19 protein-coding genes and 2 pseudogenes are annotated in these 22209 nt (G+C 61.6%); 16 read left to right on the top strand and 5 right to left on the bottom strand.

Annotated features, from left to right (window positions below):
• Positions 1-2: 2 nt before the first annotated feature.
• Together gstA and AAIS01_RS17155 are read right to left on the bottom strand one after the other, a co-directional pair.
• Positions 3-614 carry a glutathione transferase GstA gene (gene gstA, locus AAIS01_RS17160; RefSeq protein WP_343469898.1) on the bottom strand — a complete coding sequence of 204 codons (612 nt, stop codon included), beginning with the start codon at positions 612-614 and terminating at the stop codon, positions 3-5.
• 177 nt (positions 615-791) lie between these two features.
• Complete coding sequence (locus AAIS01_RS17155) at positions 792-2030, bottom strand: MFS transporter (protein WP_343469897.1); 1239 nt, start codon at positions 2028-2030, stop codon at positions 792-794.
• 64 nt (positions 2031-2094) lie between these two features.
• Here AAIS01_RS17155 and AAIS01_RS17150 point away from each other — a divergent pair, with 64 nt between their 5' ends.
• Entirely contained in the window at positions 2095-3120 is a 1026-nt protein-coding gene (locus AAIS01_RS17150) for a cupin domain-containing protein (RefSeq protein WP_431191932.1), read from the top strand.
• Between the two features lies 1 nt (position 3121).
• Here the strand turns inward: AAIS01_RS17150 and AAIS01_RS17145 are convergent, their stop codons facing one another.
• Together AAIS01_RS17145 and AAIS01_RS17140 are read right to left on the bottom strand one after the other, a co-directional pair.
• Positions 3122-4699: a GMC family oxidoreductase gene (locus AAIS01_RS17145; RefSeq protein WP_343469895.1), complete on the bottom strand. Its 1578-nt coding sequence runs from the start codon at positions 4697-4699 to the stop codon at positions 3122-3124.
• 65 nt (positions 4700-4764) lie between these two features.
• Positions 4765-5538 carry an alpha/beta fold hydrolase gene (locus AAIS01_RS17140; protein WP_343469894.1) on the bottom strand — a complete coding sequence of 258 codons (774 nt, stop codon included), beginning with the start codon at positions 5536-5538 and terminating at the stop codon, positions 4765-4767.
• An 89-nt stretch (positions 5539-5627) separates the two neighbouring features.
• On the opposite strand from AAIS01_RS17140, the gene AAIS01_RS17135 reads away from it, so the two are divergent.
• The 7 genes from AAIS01_RS17135 to AAIS01_RS17105 all read left to right on the top strand — a co-directional run bounded on the left by AAIS01_RS17135 (position 5628) and on the right by AAIS01_RS17105 (position 13056).
• Positions 5628-7067, top strand: coding sequence for an HD domain-containing phosphohydrolase (locus AAIS01_RS17135; protein ID WP_343469893.1), 1440 nt, complete (start codon positions 5628-5630; stop codon positions 7065-7067).
• Between the two features lie 127 nt (positions 7068-7194).
• On the top strand, positions 7195-7701 hold the full coding sequence (locus AAIS01_RS17130) for an RNA polymerase sigma factor (RefSeq protein WP_092396243.1): 507 nt from the start codon (positions 7195-7197) through the stop codon (positions 7699-7701).
• Positions 7698-8624, top strand: a complete 927-nt coding sequence (locus tag AAIS01_RS17125) for a FecR family protein (RefSeq protein ID WP_343469892.1) — start codon at positions 7698-7700, stop codon at positions 8622-8624. The genes AAIS01_RS17130 and AAIS01_RS17125 overlap by 4 nt, the downstream gene beginning before the upstream one ends.
• Before the next feature lie 131 nt (positions 8625-8755).
• Positions 8756-11155 carry a TonB-dependent siderophore receptor gene (locus tag AAIS01_RS17120; protein ID WP_343469891.1) on the top strand — a complete coding sequence of 800 codons (2400 nt, stop codon included), beginning with the start codon at positions 8756-8758 and terminating at the stop codon, positions 11153-11155.
• Between the two features lie 227 nt (positions 11156-11382).
• Entirely contained in the window at positions 11383-11685 is a 303-nt protein-coding gene (locus tag AAIS01_RS17115) for an ArsR/SmtB family transcription factor (RefSeq protein WP_343469890.1), read from the top strand.
• Between the two features lie 62 nt (positions 11686-11747).
• The gene (locus tag AAIS01_RS17110) at positions 11748-12722 is read left to right on the top strand and encodes a zinc-dependent alcohol dehydrogenase family protein (RefSeq protein ID WP_343469889.1); all 975 of its coding nucleotides are present in this window, start codon (positions 11748-11750) and stop codon (positions 12720-12722) included.
• 37 nt (positions 12723-12759) lie between these two features.
• Positions 12760-13056 carry an antibiotic biosynthesis monooxygenase family protein gene (locus tag AAIS01_RS17105; RefSeq protein WP_092396253.1) on the top strand — a complete coding sequence of 99 codons (297 nt, stop codon included), beginning with the start codon at positions 12760-12762 and terminating at the stop codon, positions 13054-13056.
• Here AAIS01_RS17105 and AAIS01_RS17100 read toward each other — a convergent pair whose 3' ends face one another.
• Positions 13057-13950: a LysR family transcriptional regulator gene (locus AAIS01_RS17100; RefSeq protein WP_343469888.1), complete on the bottom strand. Its 894-nt coding sequence runs from the start codon at positions 13948-13950 to the stop codon at positions 13057-13059.
• A 94-nt stretch (positions 13951-14044) separates the two neighbouring features.
• On the opposite strand from AAIS01_RS17100, the gene AAIS01_RS17095 reads away from it, so the two are divergent.
• The 8 genes and pseudogenes from AAIS01_RS17095 (at position 14045) to AAIS01_RS17070 (ending at position 22086) form a co-directional block, all read left to right on the top strand.
• Entirely contained in the window at positions 14045-15211 is a 1167-nt protein-coding gene (locus tag AAIS01_RS17095; protein ID WP_092396257.1) for an MFS transporter, read from the top strand.
• 273 nt (positions 15212-15484) lie between these two features.
• Positions 15485-15958 carry a carboxymuconolactone decarboxylase family protein gene (locus AAIS01_RS17090; protein ID WP_343469887.1) on the top strand — a complete coding sequence of 158 codons (474 nt, stop codon included), beginning with the start codon at positions 15485-15487 and terminating at the stop codon, positions 15956-15958.
• Positions 15959-16004: 46 nt separating this feature from the next.
• On the top strand, positions 16005-16379 hold the full coding sequence (locus AAIS01_RS17085; RefSeq protein WP_343469886.1) for a MerR family transcriptional regulator: 375 nt from the start codon (positions 16005-16007) through the stop codon (positions 16377-16379).
• Between the two features lie 218 nt (positions 16380-16597).
• Positions 16598-17698 (top strand): ABC transporter substrate-binding protein, encoded by a 1101-nt coding sequence (locus AAIS01_RS17080; RefSeq protein ID WP_343469885.1) that lies wholly within the window; start codon positions 16598-16600, stop codon positions 17696-17698.
• Positions 17699-17729: 31 nt separating this feature from the next.
• Positions 17730-20045: pseudogene (locus AAIS01_RS25720) on the top strand (sensor histidine kinase); the annotation flags it as partial.
• 48 nt (positions 20046-20093) lie between these two features.
• Positions 20094-20591 (top strand): annotated as a pseudogene (locus AAIS01_RS25715) (response regulator transcription factor); the annotation flags it as partial.
• On the top strand, positions 20592-21449 hold the full coding sequence (locus tag AAIS01_RS25710) for a sensor histidine kinase (RefSeq protein ID WP_431191931.1): 858 nt from the start codon (positions 20592-20594) through the stop codon (positions 21447-21449).
• Between the two features lie 172 nt (positions 21450-21621).
• Positions 21622-22086 (top strand): hypothetical protein, encoded by a 465-nt coding sequence (locus AAIS01_RS17070; RefSeq protein ID WP_186653829.1) that lies wholly within the window; start codon positions 21622-21624, stop codon positions 22084-22086.
• Positions 22087-22209 lie beyond the last annotated feature (123 nt).

Genomic DNA, 22209 nt, shown 5'->3' with positions numbered 1-22209 from the left:
GATTAAACCGGCTGCGTCGCCTCTTCTGCAGCGATGGCGGCCTGCACGCTTGGACGTGCTTCCATGCGCTCCATGAACGACGCCAGTTCCGGCCAGTTCTTGATGTCGATATTGAAGAAAGGCAGCCACTTGAGCACGGTGAACAGGTAAGCATCGGCCAGGCCGAAGGCGCCCAGCAGGTAGTCTTTGTTCACCAGGCCTTTGTTCAGGTAGTCCAGGCGCTTGAACAGCTTCTGCCGGAAAATTTCTTTGGTGGGCTCGGGGATATCGGCATTGAACAGCGGTGCGCTGCCGCCATGAATTTCCGAGGTGATGAAGTTCAGCAGTTCCTGCAGACGAGTGCGCTCCCAGGTGCCGTTGGCCGGCGCCAGGGAATTGCCCGGAACCAGATCTGCCAAGTACTGGACGATGGCTGGACCTTCAGTCAGCACTTGGCCGTTATCCAGCACCAGCGCGGCGACATAACCCTTTGGGTTGATGTCGCGAAAGTCACGACTGTCGGCCGTGGCTTTGGTCTTGTTGTTGACTCGGATCAGTTCGAAAGGCAGGCCCAGTTCACGCAGCACGATGTGCGGCGACAGGGAGCAGGTCATGGGGGCAAAGTACAATTTCATGCTATCTCCTTATAAGCGGGTCACGCATACCCGAACGTAATGCCGTTCCAAGTCTGAAGCGGATGTCTTGCTCCATACCATTGAAGAAAGCAGGGTGGTTCTCTACCCCTGGTAATTCAGGAAAAGATCTCCAGAAGGCCGGAGCCACCCTGAATCAAACTGGGTTGGTCGGTCTGTTCAGATATGCATGGCCTGGTCTACCGCGTCACCCTGCTTCGGCAACGCCACCCTAACACGAAGAGCAATCATCAGCGCCGCCAGCAGCATCACTGCGCCTGCGATGATGAAGACTCCCTCTACACCGCCAAAGCCGAAGACCAACCCACCGAGTGCAGCTCCCGCGGCGATTGACGACTGCACCGCGGCGACGACCATCCCGCCTGCGGTTTCGGCTTGATCCGGCACCGCGCGTGCCACCCAATTTGACCAGGCAACCGGCACCCCGCCGAAAGCCAGGCCCCATAGCGCGACTACGAGTGCCAGCCCCGACTCCTGGAGAGGCAGCGAGATCATGGCAAACGCGGCCACGGCTACCAAGGCAGGCATAAGGATCAATGTCAGGCGCAAGCTACGCTCCATCAACCAACCCGCCACGAGTGTGCCGACGAAATTGGCGGCGCCGAAGCCCAATAGCATTAAAGCCAGGCCATCGATGTCGATGTGCACGACGCTTTCAAGTGCGGGACGGATGTAGGTGAACAGTGCGTATTGACCTGTGTGTGCGAGCACGCAGCCGACCATGCCGATGGCAATGCCAGGGCGCCGGATCAATTCCAGCACGGAGGCTGTGCGTGCCATTTTCCGAGGCGCCATGCTGGGTAGCGTGAACCACTGGAAGATCACCGTCAGCACGCCGACCGCCGCTGCCGCATAAAAGGCACTGCGCCAGCCGAAGAGGCCGCCCAAGTAGCTCCCCAGCGGAACGGAGACCACGGTTCCAACGGCGATGCCGCTGAAGATGATGGACAGCGCGCGTGGCACCCATTTCGCCGGTACCAGGCGCATGGCCACGGCAGCCGCCATGCTCCAGAATCCACCCAGCGCGATGCCAAGAAGCACTCGCATCAACAACAGAACCGTCAGATTCGATGACATGGCAACGAGCAGGTTGGATGCAATCATCAGCAAGGAGAAACCCAGCAAGACGGTACGGCGGTCAAGCTTGCGGGTAAGCCCTGGCACCAAGAGTCCAGCAAATAATGCAACTACGGCGGTGACGGTCACGGCCTGACCGGCCATCGCTTCGGACACGCTCAAGTCCGAGGCCATCGGCGTTAGCAGACTCGCCGGAAGGTATTCAGCCGTCAGCAGGCCAAAGACACCCATGGTCAGAGAGAAAACCGCCGTCCAGGCCGGGGTTGTCGGCTCTACTCCACAGGCGCTGCCAGGTGCAGCATCAAGCACATTGCTACTCATCTCAAGAATCCTTGGGAGGTGATCGGGATCGGCAGTCTAGAGTTGAGTGTCAGGATGATCTATGATGCAAAGCCCTATTATTTTGATCAAAACGCCTAATATGACTGAGTCAGGACAATTTGCGCTGTCTTCTGAACTGATTAGCGAACTGCTAACGGGTATGCGGCTGCGCGGTGTTCAGTACCGCCGCGTTCAAACGGGTCCGAGCTTTGGCTTGGGTTTTGAACACAGATCGGCGCATGCCTACTTTCATTATCTGGCGGTGGGTACGGTCATCCTGCGTACGGGAGATGGCGCGATACATCACCTCTCGGCAGGTGACGCGGTATTGGTGCCGCAAGGTCATGGGCACGAATTGCTATCAGCGCTGGATGCCACCGTTCAGAATATCGACCAACTTGATGCAGCCCCCTTAGGCGAGGCCGTCAGTGGTGTGAACACCTGTCCGAGCACACTTTCCACGCCAAGTGCGATCCTGTTCTATGGCTGCATGGAGTTCGATCTTGGGGGCATGCGGGCGTTAGGCAAGCTGATGCCGAATGTCATGGTGGCGGACACCGGTGGTCAGAGTTATCCAGGGTTGGGGTCGATACTCGATTCAATCAAATATGAGATCTGCGCCGGACGTATAGGGTATGCCGGGATCATGGCTCGGCTTGCGGAGGTCGCTGCATCCTTATTCGTACGGGGTTGGGTCGAGTGTGGCTCTGAAAGCGCGCAAGGTCTCATGGCGGCGCTGCGAGATCCCCGCCTGGCGCGTTCTATCCTCGCCCTGCATCGCCAACCCGGGCGCGAGTGGACGGTTGCCGAACTGGCAGCCGAATCTCACGTGTCACGCTCCGTGTTCGCGCAGCGGTTCCAAGCCACCATTGGCGTGCCTCCCTTGCGATACGCCACTGAGTTGCGGATGCGGATCGCAAGCCAATGGCTGACGCAGGACAACCTGTCGATCGATGCCGTTGCACAACGCTTGGGCTATACCTCACAGGCAGCGTTCAGCCGTGCATTCAAGCGCATCATTGGCCAGCCGCCCGGGGCGAGTAGACAGACACGTCGAAGCAGTGAGCCTGTGCAATCAGTTTTCTTATGAGTTACCGGTGCAGCGCTGTAGCCGCAGCTGTCACACCCTGCGCAGCGAGGACAAGATCGGCTGCTCGTTCGCCGATGACAACGCACGGCGCCATCGTGTTGCCCACGGTAATTCGCGGCATGATGGAGGCATCCGCGATGCGCAGTTTATCGATGCCATATACGCGCAGTTGATGGTCGACCACCGACATCGTATCTCGGCCCATTTTTGCGGTGCAGGACTGGTGCCAGTAAGTCACGGCAGAGCGGCGGATGAATTGCTCCATAGCGCGATGTTCTTTCGGCCCGGGCACAACCTCGCGTTTGACCAGCCCGTTGAAGGCTGCGCTGTTACCGAGCGCCCTGCACAGGTCGATCGACGCAAACGCCGCTGTCATATCCTCGGGCGCGCTCAGTGAGTTTGGTTCAATGAGTGGGGCATCCAGTGGCCCGGCACCCGACAGGCGCAAGCGTCCTCGACTGGCAGGCCTGGCCAGCCCTGCGAACATCGTCCAGCCATGCTGTGGCGGCTCAATCGCGACTTCGGGCGGAGAGGGTACCGCAAACGCCAGCTGACACTGCAACAGGTCCGGGACATCCAGGCGACTGTCGCTTTTCCAGTACAAGGTGGTTTCGCACCCGCTGCCACCGACTGCCTGGGGTTGCAGGTACTCCCATGTGCAGCCAAAGGCGAGGTGATCCTGAAGGTTCTCGCCTACGCCAGGAAGGTGATTGATCGGGGCGATGCCGTGATGACGCAGTTCATCTTCTGGCCCGATTCCCGATTGCATGAGCACCTTGGGGGTTTGCACCGCGCCCATGGACAGGATGACCTCGGCTGCGGCATAGAAGCACTGACGTTCGCCTGCGATCACCACTTCGACACCGATAGCCCGTGTACCGACAAGCAATACGTGGGTCACCAATGCCCCCGTCAGAACCGTCAAGTTCGGATAGTGCAACCGTGGCCGGATGTAGGAATCGTAAACGGATTCGCGCTTGCCCTGGTTAATGCGCAGCTCGGTGATAGCGACCCCGCCCGGGCCTTCCATCATCGCGCCATTGGGGCTGTCGAATCGGGGGATACCCAACCGGCTGGCCGCCTCCAACGTGGCCCACGCGAGGGGTTGAGGCGTGGCCGGCTGTTCGACATGCACGGGGCCACCTGAACCCCGCCGGGTGGCATCAGGGCTGCCTTGCCAGTTCTCGATCCTGCGGTAGTAATTGAGTACCGAATCGTAGCCCCAGGCCGGGTCGCCAGACTCGGCAGCAAAATGGTCCCAATCGGAACGGTGCCCGCGCGACCAGACCATTACATTGATGCTGGAGCCACCGCCGAGGCCCTTACCCATGCTCAGGGATAGCCGCCGACCATTGAGGTGTGGATTGGGTTGCCCCTCGAATGCCCAGTCGCGCTTTGAACCAAGGTTCATCGGCCATTGCGCCGGCTCGGTAACCTCGGGGCCCGAGTACCCCTCGCCAGCCTCAATCAGCAAGACGCGTGCGCTTCTCTGATCGGCAAGACGGGCAGCGACCACGCAGCCCGCCGTACCTGCACCGCACACAATGAAGTCATAGTGTTGATCACGCAGATGATTCATGCAGGACGCTCCGTATCGATGCAACGATTGAGTTTGCGGTCACCAGTGGCGGTGTTTCCCTGCGATCACTGCTCGCCAACGCTGTGTACTGCCTTAAGGATCACTGAGGCGACCTCGGCCGGCTGTGACTGCTGGGGAACATGGCTGGTGTGCACCTCGGCAAGGGTGGCACCGATACGCTTGGCGGCAGAGCGCTGGACGTCGGGGTGGATCATCCGGTCTTCTGTGGCGAGCAGATACCAGGACGGTTTGGTCTTCCAGGCCGACACGGTCGTTTTATCTTCGAAGGCAGATGCCTTGATGGGACCTTGCGTGGCGGTCATGACGGCGGTCTGCGCTGCCGGGAGATCCTGGGCGAAGTCCTTGGCCATGCCTTCTGGCGTCAAATAGAGGAAACCGTTGCCGTCGGCCTTGATCTGACTGATGCCAGGGGGCGTGGGGGCGCCTTTACCTTGTTCGCCGCTGGTTTGCCCGGCCTCTGGCGCGAAGGCGGCGACATACACCAGCGCGCTGACCTTCGGGTCGCTACCGGCTTCGGTAATCACGGTGCCGCCCCAAGAGTGCCCGACGAGAACCACCTTGCCCTGCTGGTTGTTCAACGCGCGGCGCGTCGCGGCAACATCGTCGGCAAGCGAGGTGAGCGGGTTTTGCACAACCGTAACGGCCACCCCTTGGGCTTGGAGCAGTGGCACCACTTTGGCCCAATCGGAGCCGTCGGCGAACGCGCCGTGTACGATCACCACGGAGGGCGTTGTATCCTGCGCGTGACTGGCGCTTGCGATGAAGGCACCGGCCAGGGCAAAGGCGACGGTAGCGATTTTCGATTTGAATGTTTTCATTGGATGAGCTCCTGTTCGGGAGTTCAAATTCTGCGGACTGGCCTGCGATGTGGGCATCGGTCAATTATCCGACCCCGGGATATTTTTTCATGGATAGTGCGTTGCAACTGGACATCTCCCTGAATGGGGCACTGGCGACGATCGCCCAGGTCGGTGACCTCAGCATGGGACAACCGCTCGGTCATTCCCGGCGCGTTGCCGCACTGGCGCGGAGGCTGGCACAGGCCCAGCACGGCGACGGTGAGCACCTGAGGGTAGCGGAACAGGTGGCCTTGCTGCGCTGGTCCGGTTGCACCGCCAATGCCGAGGGCTTTGCGGATCTGCTGGGCGACGACGTCGATGGTCGGCGCGCGATGCTCGATTTGACGCTGGGCAATGAGCAAATGAACGCGGTGCATCAGGCCACCCCGCTTGCCGTCGTGCACTGTGAGGTGTCTGGAGCCATCGCCAAAACCCTCCGGCTCGGGGCCGCCGTCGAGGCGGGCTTGTGTCGTGTGTTCGAAACCTACGACGGCACTGGCCGGCCGCTGGGCCTGACCCATGAGCACATTCCGGAGGTCGCCTATCAGGTAGTGCTGGCAGGCGATCTGGATATTCTCAGTCGTGCACACGGCCTGGACGCGGCGCTACGCTGGATCGGGGAGCAGTCGGATCGGCGCTATCCAGCGTCGCTAGTATCGTTGCTTCTGGGCAACGCAAAGGACTGGCTGGCGGATCTGGAAGCGCTTTCGAAAACGGTTGAGCACGGGCATGAGCAGCGTTGCGTCTCACTGACGTTGGTGGGAGACATCATCGACTTGAAGCTCCCGTGGTTGGCTGGGCATTCGCGACAGGTCGCGCACGTCGCCGTGGAAGCTGCACGCCTGTGGGGGCTGCGTGAACCGACTTTGACAGACATTGGCAAGTCCGCGCTCATCTACGGTCTCGGCCGGGCAGCCGTTTCGAACCACCTTTGGAACACCGCAGGGACGCTGCCATACGGCGCTGCGGAGCGGGTGCGCCTTGTCCCTTACTGGACGCAACAGGCGCTTAGGCCTGTCACTGAACTGGCCGTGCCCGCAGCGATTGCAGCCCATGCCTATGAACGGCTCAACGGCAGCGGCTATTTTCGAGGCGTGGCGGGTGATGCGCTGTGTGCCGAGCATCGCCTGCTCGCCACCTCGGTAGCCTGGGTCGCGCTAAGGGAAGCCAGGCCATGGCGATCGGCCCACGGCGAAGCGGATGCCGCCAGGCTGCTCAAACAGGATGCGGGCAATGGTTTGTTCGACAACGATGTTTGCGACGCAGTCATTGCCGCCGCAGGTGGCGAGCGTCGAATGCGGCAACCGAAGGCTTCGTTGCTCACGACTCGCGAGTGCCGCATCCTGCTGGAAATCAGCCGTGGCGCCAGCAACAAGCAGGTGGCGCGGCTGCTGGACATCAGTCCGAGCACGGTTCGCACGCACATGGAAAGCATCTTTCGCAAACTGGAATGCTCGACCCGGGCAGCCGCTACCTTGAAGGGGCTGACACTGGGATTGATTGCCTGAGCCAGGTCGAGTTGGCCTGAATCAGGCGAGCCCATCCTTACCGACGAATGTTGCAGGCGCCGCACTAATTGAAAGTCATTATCATTTGATATACTCTCGCAATTCTTCCTTGCTTGAGTCGCTTTGCGTGTCCTGGCCACCCGATCCTCATTCTGCTGACGGCGAGTTCGAGAGCCATTCGAGCGAGCTGCTGCGCTTCCTCACCCGGCAGGTGAAGTGTGCAGAACTGGCGGCCGACCTGCGCCAGGAGACGTGGTTGCGCTTTCGCCGGCGCGAGTCCGGGAAGGAGATCGGCAATCTTCGCGCTTTCCTCTATCGCATCGCGCGCAACCTGATCATTGACTACCGCCGTCAGCAAAAATCGCGCCCTGTCGAGGAGGAGATATCCATCGAATTGGTCAGTGCCCAGCCGGGTCCGGAGCGCGCGGCAAGCGACGCCCAGCGCCTGGAGCTACTGCAGCGCGCCGTCCAGGGTTTGCCACCGCATCTGCGTCAGGCGTTGTTGTGGAATCGCCTGGACGGGCTGACCCAGCGTGAGATCGGCGAGCGCTTGGGTGTCTCGGAAAGCATGGCCGGACGCTATATCCTGAAGGCCCTCGAACACTGCCAGCAGCAGATGGACCCGCAGCCGTGACTCATCCTTCGCTTCTCGATCAGGCCCGGCAATGGCAGGTGCTTCTGCATTCTGGCCGCGCCACCGCTGCCGATCACGATGCCGCGCAGGCCTGGCGCCAGGCGGCGCCCGAGCACGAGCAAGCAATGCATGAGGTGGAAGGACTGTGGTCGTTGCTCGGCCAGATAGAACGTCCGGCCGAGCAGCCTCAAGTGCGCATGGTGCGTCGCCATCGACGTTGGGCCACTCCGCTGGCCTGCGCCGCGATGCTGTTGCTTGCCCTGTGGCTACCACGCGGTACCTGGATTGGCCTGTATGCCGATATCAGCACCCAGCCGGGCGAGGTGCGCCAGTTGCGTCTGGCAGATGGTTCGCTGTTGACCCTCAACGGTGATTCGGCGCTGGACTGGCAATTTGTCGACGGTCGCCGCGAGGTCAGGCTGTACCGCGGCGAGGCGGATTTCCAGGTAGCCCATGATCCGGCTCGGCCGTTCATTGTCAGTGCCGGCGAGGCGCGCATACGCGTCACCGGCACGCGCTTTGATGTGCGGCTGGAGGAGGGCGGTGTCGACCTCGCGGTCAGCGAGGGCCGAGTGTTGGCCTCCAGCGAGGGGCACGAGCCGCTGCCGGTGGTCGGTGGGCAGCAGGTGCAGTGGCGCGGCGGGGAACTGCAGGCGCCGCAGGCTTTGGATGCGCGCCAGCGCTTGGGCTGGCAGCGCGGCAAGCTGATATTCCGCGACCGGCCACTGGAGCAAGTGTTCGCCGAGCTCGAACGCAGCCAGTCTGCGCGCGTGCTGTTTGTCGACGAAGCCGCTCGCAGGGTACGGGTCACCGGCGTGTTCGCCCTTGACGACCCGCAGGCGGTGTTAAGTGCTGTCGAAACCACCTTGCCTGTGCGTCTGGTGCGCCTGCCAGGGTTGATTCTGGTTGCGTCACGCCGCTGAGACTCCCACCGCGCCTGGGTCTTCAAGAAAACAGAAAATATTTAGGCCGCGATGGTTCAGAAATCATCGGCGCCTTCGTCTTCTGTTCCTGCAAATGCGACTTCTTCGTATTGACAGCCAAGGACATCAGCATGCGGTCGACCCCCTTCCTTGCGGCGCTAGCCGTTCTCCCCCTGGCCATGACTGCCGCACAGGTGCACGCCGTCGAGCTCGACGTGCCTGCCCAGCGGCTCGACGCGGCGCTCGTGGATTTTGCCGAGCAGGCCGACGTGCGTCTGCTCTATGACGCCGGTCTGACCCGTGGCAGCGGCGTGGCGCAGGCGCTCAAGGGCGACTATTCGGTGGTCGACGGCCTGCAGCGGTTGTTGGAGGGCAGTGGCCTGACCTTCCAGACCGGCGACGACGGCACCATCACTCTGGTGCCGCTGCCTGAACAGGGCGTGTTGGAGTTGGGCTCGACCACCATCAGCGGGCTCGCCGAAGGCCGTGTCGACCTGCCGGCCGAGTACGCCGGTGGGGAGGCGGCGCGAGGTGCCCGCATCGGCGTGCTGGGCAATCAGGACATGCAAGATGTGCCCTTCGCCTTCTCCAGCTACACCTCCGAGCTGATTGAGAAGCGCCAGGCACAGACCCTGGCCGATGTGCTGGCCAGCGATCCGGGCGTGCGTCAGTCGTTCGGCTTCGGCAACTTCTCCCAAGTGTTCGTCGTGCGCGGGTTCCAACTGTTCAGCGACGATATTGCCTTCAACGGGCTGTACGGCATTCTGCCGCGACAGATCATCTCCACCGAGTCGGTCGAGCGGGTCGAGGTGTTCAAGGGGGCCAACGCCTTTGTCAATGGCGTGTCGCCGTCGGGCAGCGGTGTCGGCGGGGCGATCAACGTGGTCTCCAAGCGTGCCGAAGACACCCCCACGCGCAGCGCCACCCTGGACTATGCCAGCGACAGCCGAGTGGGGGGGCACCTCGACCTGGGCCAGCGCTTCGGCGAGGACAACCGCTTCGGCGTGCGGGTCAACCTGGCCCAGCGCGAGGGCGAGACCGCGGTGGACGATGAGCACTCGCGCTTCAGCCTGGCCACCCTCGGCCTGGACTACCGCGGCGACCGTCTACGGCTGTCTGCGGACCTCGGTTACCAGAAGCAACGGGTCAATGAGGGGCGCTCGGTGGTCTATCTGACCACGACGGGGCCGACCAGTACACTCAACGGCAAGACGCCGTCGGCACCCGACTCCGACCACAACTACGCACAACCCTGGAGCTGGTCGCAGCTCGAAGACACCTATGGCATGTTCAGCGCCGAGTACGACCTGTCGCCCACGTGGACCGCCTACCTGAGCGCAGGCGGCAAATACACGCGGGAGAACGGTGTCTACGCCTCCAACTACGTCTACGGCGCGAACGGCGACGCCCGCATCGGCCGCCTCTATTCACCGCTGGACCAGGAGACCCTGAGCGCCGTCACGGGGCTGCGCGGCGAACTCATGACCGGGCCGGTCAGCCACCGCCTCAACCTGGCCGCCAACGGCATCTGGCAGGAAAAGCGCAACGCGTTCGAGTCCACCGCGGCGGGCAGTCGCGGCTTCGGCAATCTGTATGAGGGCCAGCCCATCGCCGAACCGCCGGCCACCAGCGTCTCCGGCGATATCCACGACCCGGACACCACCGCCAAGGTGCAGAACCGCAGCCTGGCGCTGTCCGACACCGTGGGCTTGCTCGACGACCGCGTGCTGCTGACCCTGGGCGTGCGTCGCCAGTCCATCAGCTCCGATGCCTGGAGCGCGGCCAGCGGTGCCCGCACCGCCAACTATCAAGAAAGTATCACCACGCCGGCCTATGGCCTTGTGATCAAGCCCACCGAGTTCTTGTCACTCTATGCCAACCGCGTCGAGTCTCTGCAGCAGGGGCCGACCGCGCCGGTCGCCGCGCTCAATAACGGCGAGATGTTCGCGCCCTATCGCTCCAAGCAGACCGAGGTGGGCGCCAAGCTCGATTGGGGTACCTTCGGCGGCAGCCTCAGCCTGTTCCGCATCGAGCAGCCGCAGGGCGTGCTCGGCGGCGATGGCTACTACCGGGTGGATGCCGAGCAGCGCAATCGCGGCGTAGAGCTGAGCCTGTTCGGCGAGCCGCTGGACGGCCTGCGCCTGCTGAGCGGCGCCACCTGGACCAAAGCCGAACTTAGCGGCACCACCGGCGGTCGCGACGATGGCAACCAGGCGGTGGGTGTGCCGAAATTCCAGTTCAATCTGGGTGCCGACTGGGATGTGCCCGGCTTGCCCGGGGTGAGCCTGAACGGCCTGCTACTGCGCACCGGCGGGCAGTTCGTTGACAGTGCCAACGAATACAGCATCCCCGCCTGGACCCGTGTCGACCTCGGCGCGCGCTATCGGACGCAACTGGAGGGTCGCGCGCTGACCTTCAACGCGATGCTGGAGAACGTCGCCGACGAGAACTACTGGGCCTCGGCCAATGGTGGTTACCTGACCCAAGGTGCGCCGCGCACGCTGAAGGTGTCGGCCACCGTAGATTTCTGAAGTTACCCAGGATAAAGAGGGCGCCGTTGCAAGCCGTGTGAACACGCAAAAGGCGATTTCACCAGATGCTCTGAGAGGCTGCATTCGCGGCCTCTGTCGTCGTTGCTGCGATTATTGCGCCAGAACCCGCCAAGCGGTCTGGCCGACGAAACCGTTGGCAATTCAGATCGCAAAATTACTTTAGTTTCTTGTATTGACATATCGGTAAATCTCGATATTCTAGGCGCATGGAACTGATCGAAATATTCAAAGCACTCTCAAACCCTACGCGTCTTGCAATCCTGAAAGGTTTGAAGGATCCGACAAAGAACTTCCCTCCGCAGGATGAAGGTGACGTTCTCACGGTCGGCGTCTGCGTCAGTAGCATTCAAGAAGGCATCGGGCTGTCGCAGTCTACGGTGTCCGGTTATCTTGCTACGTTGCAACGAGTGGGCCTGGTTGAAGTCAGGCGCATCGGTCAGTGGACCTACTACAAGCGCAATGAAGCGACCATCAGCGCGCTTGCCGAGATCATAGGGAAAGATCTGTAATTTTTTTACCGTATGATATCGAAATATCTCGATATCCCTTTTTGTCGATGCGAGGATTTATCATGAAAGCGATGGTACTGAAATCATTTGGCGGCCCGGAGTCGTTCGAACTTAGCGACGTGCCCAAGCCCGTACCGGGTGCGGGACAGGTCCTGGTGCGTGTACACGCCACCTCTATCAACCCGTTGGATTATCAGGTTCGACGTGGCGACTATGCCGACCTGGTGCCACTGCCGGCCATTACCGGCCACGACGTATCGGGGGTTGTTGAAGAAGTCGGGCCGGGTGTGACGAGCTTCGCGCCGGGAGACGAAGTCTGGTACACCCCGCAAATTTTCGACGGCCCAGGCAGTTATGCCGAGTACCACGTGGCGGCCGAAAGCATCATCGGGCGTAAGCCGAAATCACTGAGCCACCTTGAGGCCGCCAGCCTGACCCTGGTTGGCGGGACGGTGTGGGAAGCACTGACCGTGCGAGCGGCGCTCAGAGTGGGGGAAAGCATTCTGATACACGGCGGCGCGGGAGGCGTAGGGCATGTCGCGATCCAGGTGGCAAAAGCCATTGGCGCGCGGGTCTTCACGACCGTGCGCGAAGCCAACTTTGAGTTCGCACGCCGCATGGGTGCCGATGTGCTCATCGACTACGAAAAGGAGGATTACGTCGACGCCATCCTGCGGGAAACCGACGGCCACGGCGTGGATGTGGTGTTCGACACCATCGGCGGCAACACACTGACACGTAGCCCCGACGCGCTCGCCCAACTCGGTCGCGTGGTCTCGATTGTGGACATTGCCCAGCCGCAAAACCTTGTTCAAGCCTGGGGCAAGAACGCCAGCTATCACTTCGTCTTTACCCGACAAAACCGCGGCAAACTGGATGAGCTGAGTGCACTGGTAGAACGCGGTCAACTGCGCCCGCACGTTGGCGCGGTCTATTCGCTGGCCGACCTTGCGCTCGCCCATGCCCGGTTGGAGAGCCCCAACAACGGCCTTCAAGGGAAAATTGCGATTGCAGTCGAGCCGTCGCTCATCCCGTAACAGTCCTTAACCGTTTAAGTCTTTTTTGGAGGACGTCATGATCTATGAAATCGCTTTGCTCCCCGTTCACAAAGAACGCATTGAACGTTTCAAGCGTGCCTTTGCCGATGTCGAACCGTTGCTCAAACGCGCAACGGGTTACGGCGGCCACATGCTCGCGCAAGGCATCGAAACGCCCCAGGTACTCAACCTCATCGTGCGCTGGCGCTCGCTCGAGGACCACAAGGGCTTCGAAGCGAGTGAAGACCATCAGGTGTTCATGGCAGGTTTAGAGGAATATTTTTCGGAAGAACCGACGGTCTATCACATCGAGGGGGGCAGCTTTGCGAACTGACTACATCCGGTGATGTTCCAGCAGGAAGTCCACGAACAACCGCACCCGCGCCGGCATTGCCGAACCCCCTACGAACACCGCATGAATGGGTTCTCGGTCGCCTGGGTTCCAGGCTTCCAGCAGCGGTATCAAGTCACCGCGTTGCAGATCCTCGCTCACGGTGAATTCGCCGATACGCGCAATGCCGGCACCGACGCGCGCGAGTTGTGCCAATGCCTCACCACTGCTGCATTCGATGTTGCCGCTGACCTTCAGGGAAAACTCCCTGGCGTCGCGGATGAACGGCCAGTTGGGTTCGGCACGCCGGAAGTTGAAGCGTAGGCAGTTGTGCCGTAGCAGGTCTTCCGGTTCCTGGGGGATGCCGTGGCGCTGCAGATACTCCGGCGATGCCACCACGACCTGGCGGATGTCACCGAGCCGGCGTGCCGTCAGCGGGCTGTCGGGCAGATGGCCAAAGCGTACCGCCACGTCGGCCTGGCCGCCGAGAATGTCGACCACTTCGTCGCCGAGGGTGAGGTCGACGACGATGTTCGGGTAGCGGGCGCTGAATGCTGCCACCAAGGGAACGATGGCCTGCCGCCCATGGCCGAGGGCGGCGCTGACCCGCAAGCGGCCCCTGGGCACGCCCTGGTCGGCGATGGCTTCTTCGACCTCGTCCATGTCGGCCAGGATACGCCGGGCGCCGCGCAGGAAAGCCTCGCCCTCGGCGGTAAAGGTGATCGCTCGGGTGGTGCGCAACAACAGGCGAGTGCCAAGACGTTGTTCGGTACGCGCGATGATCCGACTGACCGCCGAGGGTGTCAGCCCCAATGCACGCGCGGCGGCTGACAGGCTGCCTGCCTGCGCCACGGTGGCGAACACACTCATTTCACCCGACCTGCCGTTGAAATCCATTTGTGCCTCTTACGCAAAGGTGATTGCCAAAAATACTATCTACCGCCTGAAAAGACCGGATCGTAGCATTGGCGGCATAGATAAGGAGCCTTCCATGCGTATCAATCCACCACTTGTCGCACTCGCCATAGGTGCCTTTGGCATCGGCGTTACCGAGTTCGCCCCCATGGGCATGTTGCCGGGCATCGCTGCGGATCTCGGCGTTTCCATCCCCGCCGCCGGTTTGTTGGTCAGTGCCTACGCCCTGGGCGTACTGCTCGGCGCGCCGCTGATGACCCTGACCACCGGCAGGATTCCCCGGCGCTATCTGCTGATCGGACTCATGGCGATTTTCACCCTGGGTAATCTGATGTCAGCCTTGGCCACCGATTACTACAGCCTCATGGTCGCCAGGGTGGTGACCTCGCTGAACCACGGTGCATTCTTTGGCGTCGGCTCCATCGTCGCCGCCAGCGTGGTCGCCCCAGAGAAGCGGGCCGGGGCGGTTGCAGCCATGTTCATGGGCCTGACCCTGGCGACCATCGGCGGTGTGCCGCTGGCCACCTGGTTTGGCGAACTGTTCGGCTGGCGCACGGCATTCTGGGGTATTACCGGCCTCGGCGTGGCGACCATGATTGCGTTGTGGTTCGCCCTGCCCAACCTGCAGGCGCCGAAAGGCGTCGGCGTACTGGCTGAAATTAGGGTGCTGGGTCGTGGACCGGTGCTGGGGGCATTGGCCCTGACCGTAGTCGGCTCGGGTGCAATGTTTACCGTCTTCACCTACATTGCGCCGATCCTCAGCAGCGAGACCCATGCGTCCACCGCCTACATTACCGCCATGCTGGTGCTGTTCGGTGTGGGGTTGACGCTGGGCAACATGTGGGGTGGCAAGGCCGCCGACCGCTCGATAGATCGCACCCTGATCGTTTCGCTGAGCGTGCTGATTCTCGTCTTGCTGGCGTTCACCGTACTGATGCGTTGGCCGCTGCCGGCCGCCGTTGCCATCCTGATATGGGGTATTGCCAGCTTCGCCCTGGTGCCGCCGCTACAGATGCGCGTCATGGAAGCTGCCAAGGACGCACCCAATCTGGCCTCGGCAGTGAACATCGGTGCCTTCAACCTCGGCAATGCCATTGGTGCGGCGCTGGGCGGAGCGGTGATCAATGCCGGGCTGGGTTATCCGGCGATTTCCCTGGCCGGAGCGGCAATGGCGGGTCTGGGGCTGCTGATGGTGCTGGCTTTTGCCTGGCGCTCCAGAACGATTGCAACTGCGGTGGTGTGACGATGAAGTGAGGGGGCTGTGAGTGACCATTGATCAGTGACGGCTAGCGCCCATCGCAGCCATCCGCGAATGCTCAACATGCTCCCCCAATCCGCTAAACGGCCAGAAGCAGGGGGCTGGCGCACAGAAAACAGGCTTGTCCTCCTTTGACTGCGGGCCCCTTTAGCTGAAAGCAACTGGCGCTTGACTTAGAGCGCGCTCTAACCAATAGCCTCCTTGTTGCACCGCCAGAACGGCCAGGTCCGTTGCGCGGCTTAAACAAGGAGACAGGTCATGACATTAAAAAAACTGAGCGCTGTAACCGGGCTCGTGCTTTCAGCAATCGCAATTCCGGCGTCGGCAGTTGAACCGGACAGTCGACGCGTGAAAGGGGTCGAGACCCTGGAAAAGATCACCGGGGCCACCGGCAACAGCGTGGTCAACTCGCTTAGCGATATCTCGCCCGAGCTGGGTGAATGGATAGTCGATTTCGCCTATGGTGATGTGTTTTCCAGGCCGGGTGTTGCCCTGGGCACACGCGAGCTGGCAACCATCGCGGCCCTCACCGCGTTGGGGAACGCCCAACCTCAACTCAAAGTGCATATAGAGGGGGCGCTGAATGTGGGTTGCAAACCTGAGGAAATCGTTGAAATCATCATCCAGATGGCGGTGTATGCTGGTTTTCCAAGCGCGTTGAATGGCATCAGCGCAGCGCGGGAAGTGTTTGCCAAACGAGGCATCAAAATGGTTGCCGCGCCTCCTGAGTGAACGGCACCTCTGCATTACCGAACACCGATGGTTAAGGATTGCGCCTATGAACGCCTACCAGACGATTGACCAGGTCGCCAAGCGCACTGGTCTCACGACCTATACTCTGCGCTACTACGAACGCATCGGCCTGTTGGCACCGGTCGCCCGTGCGGCCGGCGGGCAACGGCTTTATGCGCCGACTGATATGGCGTGGCTGGAGTTTCTGCTGCGTTTACGCACCACCCACATGACCATCGGCAAAATGCAAACATTCGCCAAGCTGCGCAGCGCTGGGGATTCAACGGTTACCGAACGCCGCCAGATGCTGGAGAGCCATTTACAGGATGTACAGGCCGAAGTTGCTGCCATGCAAAAGGCCGTTGCTGCGCTGCAAGTCAAGATTGACCATTACCGTGCGCTTGAGGCAGAGAACAGTTGAGCCAACACTATGGTGTGAGCGCAACGGGCATGTTGAGACTATGCTGAGAGCCACTTCATTAGCATTTGCGCGAGACACTCGATTGGGCCGCTGGAGGAAGCCTGACTACGATCTCCAATCTGCACGCCGGCTTCTGCAATCAGATAGAACAGTCGATTCAGGCTGTCGGCGGGGCAGGTGGATGACTTTTGGTACATCCCAAGGACGTGGAGAGCAGTATGAACACGAAACGGATCCACAAAGTCTTATGGTGCCTCGCCGGCTGCATGACCGGGCTGGCGGTGGTGGCTGCCAATCCAGCCCAAGCTGCCGACGACGGCATCGCCGGCGGCCCTACCTCAAGCTATAGCATTGCCTTCAGTAACTCCTACGCGGGCAGCGATTTTCGCAAGGTGATGGTGCGCAACTGGCAGGAGGTTGCGGCCCAAGCGCAAAAGGATGGCTTGATCCGCGAGGCTTCGGTGGTCAGCGCCAATAACTCGGCGGCGGAACAGGCGGCCCATATCCAGGACATGATCGTCAAGGGTGTGAACGCCATCGTCATTCTGGCGGCCTCCGACACGGCCCTCAACGGGGTGATCCGCGATGCGTGCAACGCCGGCATCGTGGTGGTGGTCATGGCCAGCCTGGTCACCGAACGTTGCGTCTATACCGTGGATTACGACTGGTCCGCCATGGGTCGTGTGGAAATGGATTACATCGCCGAGCGCCTTAAGGGGAACGGCACGCTGCTGGAGATCCGCGGCATTGCTGGTGATGCCACCGACAAGAACATCAGCGACGGCATTCGCAAGGCCGCCAGCGACTATCCGGGTCTGAAGTTCGCCAAGACCGTGTATGGGAGCTGGACAGCGTCCGTCGCACGCAAGGAGGTGGCGCTCGCGCTGCCGTCGCTGCCCAGCATTGATGCCGTCGCGACGCAAGGGGGCGACGGTTATGGCGCGGCCATGGCGTTCAAGGCGGCAGGGCGCCCTTTGCCGATCATTGTGATGGGGAACCGCCAAGACGAACTCGCGCTATGGAAACAGGAGCGCGATGCCAACGGCTACGAGACCGTCTCGGTCTCGGCCTCCCCAAGCGTCTCCCAAGTGGGCTTCTGGGTGGCCCAGCAGATTCTGGCCGGCAAGCAGGTGCCGAAGTTCGTCGAGGTGCCGCTGGTACGCATCGACGCGAAAGACCTGGACGCCTGGCTCGCCACCATGCCGGTGGGCGGCGCCGCCAATCCTTTCTACAGCCAGGCTTCCGTTGCGGCGATGATCGACGCGGCGATCAACCATACGGCGGCGCCGGCGCCTTTGCCGGAGGTGACGAAGCAGTAGTGGCGAGTGGGAAACTAGGAGGCGAGGCGCGATGCTGACATTCAGGCCCGCCACGGACAGGCCCATTGCCGTCAGGATTGGCCTGGCGGTCGCCGCACTGGTGTTCCTGATGCTGGCGGTATCGCTCGTGAACCTCTACGGCCTGCGAGGCATGGTTCGTGCGGTGGATTCCGCCAGCCATTCCGCGGAAATTCTGGCCTCGGTCAACGGGGCCACCGGGCGGGTAGAAAACTTCATCGCGACCCGCGACCAGGAAAGCCTGTCCCAGGCCGAAGGCATGGTGGCGACGGCTATCGCTGGCCTCACCGCCATTCCGGTGGCAGAGACGCAATCGCTCAAAGGCAGTCTGGAGAGGCTCGCCGCGGCGATCGCCGCCTTGCGGGCGGCAACCCTGACCATGGATGGCGAAACGCAGAACATGACCGCTCACTACGGCCGGATGCGCGAGGCGACCCTCCTTGTCGAACAGGGCATCGCCGATGGCCTGAAGGGGCTTGATACCCGCGCCGCTGATCACGAGGTGCGGGTGAGCAACAGCGAAACCGCCCATCGCATTCTGGATATCCTGCGCAACGGCGAACGGATCGTCACCGCCAATGTGGCCAAGGTACTGCTGACCGGCGATGGGGCGGCCGCCACTGCGGCGCGCAACGCCAGCGCGGCACTCGCGCCCGTGGTCGAGCAATTGCGTGAGGTGATGGGGGCGCCGCAGGAGAGAGAGACCCTGGACCAGTTGGCGATGACGGTCGCTGCGGCCAGCGTGACGTTGGAACACCTGGGCGAGGCGCCCAGGCTGCGGGGAGGCGAAGCGTTGCGGCATCTCGCCGCCGTCGGGGATGAGGTCGAGCACCTCGAGGCAATGTTGAGTGAGGTGGATGGGCTCGTGGCCCATGAAGCAAACGACATTCAGGCAGCCACCGGTTTGCTGAACAATGCTGCCGCGTTGTCCAAGCGTTTCGCCGAGCGCGTTGCCACCCTGGAAGCCCAGACCTTGGCGTTTCGTCTGTCGCCGTCGGCCGAGGTCGCCAGCGCTGTCGGCGTCATCCTGGATGAGCTCTCCCGTCTCGCTCGGGTTCTGCCTTCGTCCGTGGGGCTGCAAGCCAAGGCTACGCCGCTGACGGTCAGTGATCAGATTACCGGCTACCGGGCGGCATTCGCCAGGTTCCATCAGGCGAGCAACGCCTTGAGCGACGCGCGTGACCAGGTTCGCAACGAGGCACGCAGTGCCGGCCAGTTGGTTGCGCGCTTCGCGGGTCAAGCGCGTTCCGACGCCTTGGTCCACAATGATCGCAGCATGCTTGCGACGATAGTTGCCGGTACCATCGCCATCCTGCTAGCCGGCGCCATCGCCTGGAGCACGTCGCGATTTGTTGCGCGGCCCATCGTGGCCCTGGCCTCGGTCATGCGCCGGCTGGCGGCCGGCGACCTGAACGCCGAGATCGCCAGCGCCGGACGCGGTGACGAGATTGGAATCATGACCCGCGCCGTACGGGTGTTCCAGGAGAATGCCCTGCGTATCCGGGTGCTGGAGGCCGAGGCCGAAGCCGAACGACAGCAAGTCCAGGCCTCTTTGGAGAGAATGGTCGCCGAACGGACCGACACGCTGCACCAGCAGACCGAGGTGCTGGAGGCGCAGGCCGTCGAGCTCATTCTGGCGCGCAACCAGGCCGAGACGGCTAACCAGGCAAAGAGCGATTTCGTCGCCACGGTCAGCCACGAATTGCGCACCCCCCTGACCCTCATTCTCGCCCCCCTGGAGCAGCTCTCGGCGGCGACCATCCCGCCGGCGGACTGGCATGTGCAAATCGACCGCGCCCAACGCAACGCGCTGCGCTTGATGAACCGGGTGAACGACATCCTCGATTTCTCCAAGGCCGAAGCGGGCAAGTTCGAGTTGTGTGCCTCGCCAGTTGATTTGAACAAGATGGTGGGGGTGCTGGCCGAGGATGCCGCCATGGTGGCCGAGGGCAAAGGCTGCACCTTGACCAGCAGCATCGATCCTGCGCTCGGCACAGTGTTCCTGGACCCCCGACACTTCGAGAAGATTCTTCTCAACCTGGTGAGCAATGCCATCAAGTTCACGCCCGCTGGCGGCACCGTGCACTTGGCAGTGACGCCGATTGAGGGCGAGCGTTTTGAACTTGCGGTGCAAGACTCGGGGATTGGCATTGCGCCTGACAAACTGCCGTTGCTGTTCCAGCGTTTTTCCCAGATCGACAATTCCGCCACGCGTCACTACAGCGGCACAGGCATTGGTCTGGCCCTGGTCAAGGATCTGGCCGAACTGATGGGGGGCGAAGTCGGCGTCAACAGCGAGCCTGGACGGGGGTCGTGCTTCTTTGTGCGACTTCCGCTGGGGACTGAGCTAAACACCGTAGAGACCGACGCCAGCAATATGCAGGAGCGCTCATCATCGAGCACAACAAGCACTATTGAGCAGCGTCATCTGCGTTTCGACGACGGCCACCAAGGCAGTCGCGACGACCAAGTCGCGACGCAAGGCGCGGGCGACGAGCAGCACCCGGAACACGCCTTGCGATCCAGAGTGCTGGTGGTCGACGACAGCCCGGAAATGCTCAGCTATCTCAGAGAACTTTTGCAAAGCGATTACATCGTTGCCACCGCCGTTGATGGAGAGCAGGCCTGGGCACTGCTGCAGCGTCGACCCATCGATGTGGTCGTTTCGGATGTCATGATGCCGGAGCTCGACGGCTTTGGCCTGACAGCCAGAATCAAAGCCAGCGCCGGTTTTGCTCATTTACCGGTGATCCTGGTGACCGCCCGTGGCGGTAGCGAGGCCTGCGTCTCCGGGCTGGAGAGCGGCGCCGACGACTATATCGCCAAACCCTTCTCGCCGCTGGAGCTCAAGGCCCGTGTACGCGCGGCACTGCGCATGAGCCAAGTGCAGACCGAACTGCATGCCAAATCCCGTCAGGCGGGCATGGCCGAAATCGCCACTGCTGTGCTGCACAACGTCGGCAATGTCCTCAACAGCGTGAACGTCTCGGCAGAACTGGTGAGTAGCCTGATGCGCACCTCCAAAGTCCAGGGGCTGGGTAAGGTGGCTCAGATGATGAACGAGCACGGCCATGACTTGAGCGATTTTCTCACCACAGACCACAAAGGAAAGATGCTGCCCGGCTACCTGCTCAAGCTGGCGGAGGTGGTGGCGACAGAGCAACAGGGCATCATCGAAGAGCTCGGGCAACTCACCAAGGGCATTGACCACATCAAGACCATCGTCGCTGCCCAGCAGTCTTATGCCGTTGCCGTCAGTATCGTCGAGACAGTACCGGTCCCGGAGTTAATCGATGATGCCTGGCGCATGAGTGCCGGATCACTGGCACGCCTGGGGGTGACGATGGTCAAGGACATTGCTGACTTGCCCCTGCTGGCGCTGGACCGGCATCGGGTGCTATTGATTCTGGTGAACCTGATCAACAACGCCAGGCAGGCGTTGGTCGGCGTGGTCGATCGCAGCCCGTGCATCACGTTCGGCGCCTCTCTCGTGCAAGGGCCAGCGTTGCGTATCACGGTGGCCGACAACGGCAACGGGATTGCGCCCGAGCACCTGGCCCGTATCTTTTCCCACGGTTTCACGACTCGCCAAGACGGTCACGGTTTCGGCCTGCACAGTTGCGCGCTGGCCGCGCAGGAAATGGGGGGCAGCTTGACCGTGCACAGCGACGGGGTTGGACGGGGCGCAACCTTCATCCTCGATGTTCCCCTTGATGGTCCGCAGATTCAGTGATGAACACCGAACCGGCTCTCATCAGGGGCCGAGCGGCCGAGGTTGGCCAACGGCTTGCGTAAGACCTGGGTGACTGATGGCTTGAAGTCGCATGTTGTTCCAAGCCGTTAATATGAATGTCATGGCATTAAGCAACTATTGAATACCTGAATCACTGCCAAGGAGCCTTTCCATGACTACCGTCACGCCTTCAAGCGGCGCAACGCCTTCATCACAGAACAGTTCCGCCTCTGCATTCGATGCTAAATTGGACATCGCCAAATCCAGTCGGATTCTGGCCGATTACATGAAAGAAAAAGGTAAGGGCGCGATCAGCGGGAATGAACTCTCGTCGCTGGCCAACGCTTCGTCCAAGGAGGTGTCTGCCGAAGTGTCGGCAGCCGCAGAGTACATGACGCGCCATTCGGACGTCTTCACCGCCATCGAAACTCACGATGTGGCCGGTGCCGACAATTACAGCGGCGCGTGGAACTTCGAATGGGCAGCAGAGGGGGGCCTCAAGGGCACTGCCACCGAAGCGCTCGCCAATATGAGCGATGTGTTCGATTCCGCCATTACCAAGTCTGCTCAAATCACTGAGTTGACCACCGTTGCCAAGACCGTGCTGGACTCGTCCAAACAGCGTCCTCAGAACTGATCCCTTCTCCCCATCAGCCTGCGGCCACCAGGCTGATCCCTCCGTATATCCGCCTGACTCTTGGACTGTGCATTCGGCCCTGATGAACGGGTGATTGGCGCATACGTTAGGTTGTAACACTCC

The sequence above is a fragment of the Pseudomonas halotolerans genome, from assembly GCF_039581215.1.
GTDB classification, from domain to species: Bacteria; Pseudomonadota; Gammaproteobacteria; order Pseudomonadales; family Pseudomonadaceae; genus Aquipseudomonas; species Aquipseudomonas tehranensis.
This window is presented reverse-complemented; position numbering and strand designations above follow the sequence as displayed.

Excerpts from the sequence above, each read along its gene's own strand:
- AAIS01_RS17145 (WP_343469895.1), bottom strand. The coding sequence starts at position 4,699 with ATGAATCATCTGCGTGATCAACACTATGACTTCATTGTGTGCGGTGCA.
- AAIS01_RS17070 (WP_186653829.1), top strand. The coding sequence starts at position 21,622 with ATGACTACCGTCACGCCTTCAAGCGGCGCAACGCCTTCATCACAGAAC.
- AAIS01_RS17085 (WP_343469886.1), top strand. The coding sequence starts at position 16,005 with ATGAACGCCTACCAGACGATTGACCAGGTCGCCAAGCGCACTGGTCTC.
- AAIS01_RS17100 (WP_343469888.1), bottom strand. The coding sequence starts at position 13,950 with ATGGATTTCAACGGCAGGTCGGGTGAAATGAGTGTGTTCGCCACCGTG.
- AAIS01_RS17135 (WP_343469893.1), top strand. The coding sequence starts at position 5,628 with ATGGATAGTGCGTTGCAACTGGACATCTCCCTGAATGGGGCACTGGCG.
- AAIS01_RS17120 (WP_343469891.1), top strand. The coding sequence starts at position 8,756 with ATGCGGTCGACCCCCTTCCTTGCGGCGCTAGCCGTTCTCCCCCTGGCC.
- AAIS01_RS17105 (WP_092396253.1), top strand. The coding sequence starts at position 12,760 with ATGATCTATGAAATCGCTTTGCTCCCCGTTCACAAAGAACGCATTGAA.
- AAIS01_RS17155 (WP_343469897.1), bottom strand. The coding sequence starts at position 2,030 with ATGAGTAGCAATGTGCTTGATGCTGCACCTGGCAGCGCCTGTGGAGTA.
- AAIS01_RS25710 (WP_431191931.1), top strand. The coding sequence starts at position 20,592 with ATGAGCCAAGTGCAGACCGAACTGCATGCCAAATCCCGTCAGGCGGGC.
- gstA (WP_343469898.1), bottom strand. The coding sequence starts at position 614 with ATGAAATTGTACTTTGCCCCCATGACCTGCTCCCTGTCGCCGCACATC.
- AAIS01_RS17110 (WP_343469889.1), top strand. The coding sequence starts at position 11,748 with ATGAAAGCGATGGTACTGAAATCATTTGGCGGCCCGGAGTCGTTCGAA.
- AAIS01_RS17095 (WP_092396257.1), top strand. The coding sequence starts at position 14,045 with ATGCGTATCAATCCACCACTTGTCGCACTCGCCATAGGTGCCTTTGGC.
- AAIS01_RS17090 (WP_343469887.1), top strand. The coding sequence starts at position 15,485 with ATGACATTAAAAAAACTGAGCGCTGTAACCGGGCTCGTGCTTTCAGCA.
- AAIS01_RS17140 (WP_343469894.1), bottom strand. The coding sequence starts at position 5,538 with ATGAAAACATTCAAATCGAAAATCGCTACCGTCGCCTTTGCCCTGGCC.
- AAIS01_RS17115 (WP_343469890.1), top strand. The coding sequence starts at position 11,383 with ATGGAACTGATCGAAATATTCAAAGCACTCTCAAACCCTACGCGTCTT.
- AAIS01_RS17150 (WP_431191932.1), top strand. The coding sequence starts at position 2,095 with ATGCAAAGCCCTATTATTTTGATCAAAACGCCTAATATGACTGAGTCA.
- AAIS01_RS17080 (WP_343469885.1), top strand. The coding sequence starts at position 16,598 with ATGAACACGAAACGGATCCACAAAGTCTTATGGTGCCTCGCCGGCTGC.